Here is a 3,042-nt window from a genome sequence, read left to right as displayed (position 1 = left end):
TTAGCATTGAAGAAGTTTCAGTATATCCTACTCTTTCTTGTCTTTCATACCAAGCTTGTGTTCTGAGATGGAGTGCCTTATTGTAAACCAATCTTACACGGGAGCAAGTCAAAGCTGAAGAACAAATAAACTACTTGACAAAAGCATCAATTGGGTATGGGATAGAGAAAAGAGTAGGGAAAAGACAAAAATGACTCCAGAGCAACAACAAGAACTTAACCAACATATTCAAGCGATAGCCAAGATTCTTCATCAGGAAGCTGAGGCTGAAAAAATTCAAACTTTAGAGGGAATAGAGACGACAATAAGAGAACAGACCTTAAAATATATAACTCCGAAACTAGGATTTTTTTTTGTCACAAAAACGACAGGAACTCAAGCCGGGAGACCGAGAAAAATAAAAAGCATCATCGGAGAATTATGCCTGACAGAAAAACAAGCAATCCGTTTAAATATTCCTCGTAATAACCAAATTAGTCCTTACTTAGAACGCTGTTGTTTAAGAGCTAGTGCCAATGTTTCTTATGAAAATGCCGCCAGAGATCTTCAATTTTATATAGGGATGAAGGTCTCGGCTAGGACTCAACAACGATTAGTCCATCGCCACCAATTTGCCGAAGAAGAATCAGGAAACCCCGTTCAAGAAATTAGTCTAGATGGAGGAAAAGTGCGCTTAAGAACCGAAACTAAGGGAGAGGCTTGTATCTGGAAAGATTATAAAGCAATCTGTGTTGATACTTTCCTAAGAAAAGCTTGGTTTGGAGAGAATGAATCGTTAATATATTGGGTTAATCAACAACCTTTATCTGACCCCCTTACCTGTTTGGGAGACGGACATCCCGGTATTTGGAAAATTGTGAAAAACTGGGATTGTCCAGGAGAAAAAAGAGAAATACTTGACTGGTTTCATTTGGTAGAAAATCTTCATAAAGTCGGCGGTTCAGTGAAGAGATTGAAAAAAGCAGAAAGTTTATTATGGCAGGGCAAAATTGAGGAAACAATAGCATTAATCTCTCCTTTAAAAAACAAACGAGCTGAAAATTTCTGTCGTTATTTAGAGATTCATCGTCATCGAATTGTTAATTATAATTACTATCAACAAGAAGAGATTTGCTCTATTGCTTCGGGAGCCGTTGAATCCACGGTTAAACAGATTGACCGACGACTGAAAATTTCTGGAGCCCAGTGGAATGAAGAAAATATCCCTCAAGTGCTTAAACACCGCTGTGCTTACCTAAATAACAGTCTTTAGCTATTGAATAGTATTTATGTTCTGACAAAACTGACTTGCTCCCCATTCTGGTCGCGATTCATCTCCCGTTAACCGCTACGCGGTTTAACGGGAGTCCTCTCGCGACCTTGAGATAAGCTAAACGGCTTTTACTTCGGATCACCGATATAGACTCCAAAAGGGTTATAGCTGTTGGATCATGCAGGTTAAGCGCCGTTTAGCTTAGCAATTGACACACTCCCACCGTCAAGCTACGGTTGCGGGTTGGGGAGAAGGGAGCGGGGGGAGCATAAATAAAAATAATCCAGGAGTCTCGGAGTCTCCCTTGTCCTGATTAAGCTGTCTCTTGGGCAGCGGCTAATTCTGCCAGTTTTTCCTGTTGATCCTTGGCGATACAGGATTGGATCACCTCTTCGATATCGCCGTCTAAAATGCGATCGAGGGAAAAATTCTGATTTAAGCGATGATCGGTGAGACGATTATCCTTATAGTTATAGGTGCGAATTTTTTCCGAACGCGAACCAGTTCCCACCTGAGAGCGTCGCATGGAACTGACCGCTTCCTGTTGTTCCTGTAACTTCATATCGTACAGTTTCGCCCGGAGAATCTGCATAGCTCGTTCCCGGTTTTGCAATTGCGATCGCTCCTCGGTGCAAAAAACTCGGATTCCCGTGGGTTTATGGATTAAATCGACGGCAGTTTCCACTTTATTGACATTTTGACCGCCTGCACCCCCGGATCTAGCCGTGGTTAACTCAATATCCTTGGGATCGATATGCACTTCCACATCGTCCACTTCTGGCATAATCGCCACGGTAGCGGTAGAAGTGTGGACGCGACCACTGGCTTCCGTCAGAGGAACCCGCTGCACCCGATGGACTCCCGCCTCAAATTTCAGCTTACTATAGACGTTATCGCCTTTAATCTCTAAAATTGCCTCTTTAAATCCTCCCATATCCGCCTGAGATTCACTCAAAAGGCTAACTTTCCAGTTTTGAGTTTCGGCATATTTTGAGTACAAGCGAACTAAATCCCCCGCCCAAATACTGGCCTCATCACCTCCGGTCCCAGCGCGAATTTCTAGCATGATATTCTTTTCATCGAGGGGATCCCGGGGCAGCAGCAGAATTGTTAATTGGTCTTCCAAAGTGGCGATTTTTTCCTCTAATTCTGCCACTTCTAGGGCGGCCATTTCCCTTAATTCGGGATCGCTGGCGGATTCTTTGAAGATTTGTTTCGCACCGATTAAATCCTCTTGACTTTTTTGCCAAATTTCGTAAGTGTTGACCGTTTCCTCTAGGGAAGCGCGGGATTTGGCCAGACGATGCAATTCACCCGGATTACCGGTGACATCGGGATCCGCTAGACGACGGGTTAATTCTTTGTAGGTCTGTTCTACAGATTGCAGTTTGTCTAGTAAATAACTTTCAGCCATAATCGATAGCCACAAATAGGGTTAAACGGGGTTAATTGGAATATAACCCGCAAATTCACTGGATTAGAAGCGTCTAACAGATAATAGAGACGCAATCCTTTTAATTGTCTTAATTTTCTTGGTTTGGGGTTCTTCGAGCCTGGAAAAATCCCGCCCAACTGCTGACAGTCAGTCAGTTTTGCTAATACTTAGAAATATTTTTGGGCCAGCAAGCGGCAAGGGAAGACATTTTTTTCTTAACCAGATTATTCCTATATCTGAAACTATCATTTTTTGGCCGGTTTGAGCAAGTAATGTTAAATCCTGTTTAAAAGCAGGGAGCAGGGAAGTGGGAAGTGGGAAGTGGGGGATTGGGGAAGTGGGGGATTGGGGAAGT

General features: G+C 43.0%; 3 protein-coding genes and 1 pseudogene. 1 reads left to right on the top strand and 3 read right to left on the bottom strand.

All coding sequences use genetic code 11. The annotated features are described in order from the left end of the window. Window positions 1-109, bottom strand: a pseudogene (locus tag PX636_RS02655) (helix-turn-helix domain-containing protein); the annotation flags it as partial. A gap of 81 nt (window positions 110-190) precedes the next feature. Here PX636_RS02655 and PX636_RS02650 point away from each other — a divergent pair. Beyond that, window positions 191-1,252 carry an ISKra4-like element ISMae42 family transposase gene (locus PX636_RS02650; RefSeq protein ID WP_288116146.1) on the top strand — a complete coding sequence of 354 codons (1,062 nt, stop codon included), beginning with the start codon at window positions 191-193 and terminating at the stop codon, window positions 1,250-1,252. 313 nt (window positions 1,253-1,565) lie between these two features. Here the strand turns inward: PX636_RS02650 and prfA are convergent, their stop codons facing one another. Continuing rightward, on the bottom strand, window positions 1,566-2,666 hold the full coding sequence (prfA, locus tag PX636_RS02645) for a peptide chain release factor 1 (RefSeq protein ID WP_002796124.1): 1,101 nt from the start codon (window positions 2,664-2,666) through the stop codon (window positions 1,566-1,568). Continuing rightward, window positions 2,645-2,824 (bottom strand): hypothetical protein, encoded by a 180-nt coding sequence (locus PX636_RS22565; RefSeq protein WP_002796123.1) that lies wholly within the window; start codon window positions 2,822-2,824, stop codon window positions 2,645-2,647. Before PX636_RS22565 ends, prfA begins: the two co-directional genes overlap by 22 nt. Window positions 2,825-3,042: the final 218 nt, after the last annotated feature.

Source organism: Microcystis sp. M53598_WE2, from assembly GCF_030067735.1.
Taxonomy (GTDB): domain Bacteria; phylum Cyanobacteriota; class Cyanobacteriia; order Cyanobacteriales; family Microcystaceae; genus Microcystis; species Microcystis aeruginosa.
Note: the sequence above shows the minus strand (reverse complement) of the source record. Positions and strands in the feature narration are given on the sequence as shown.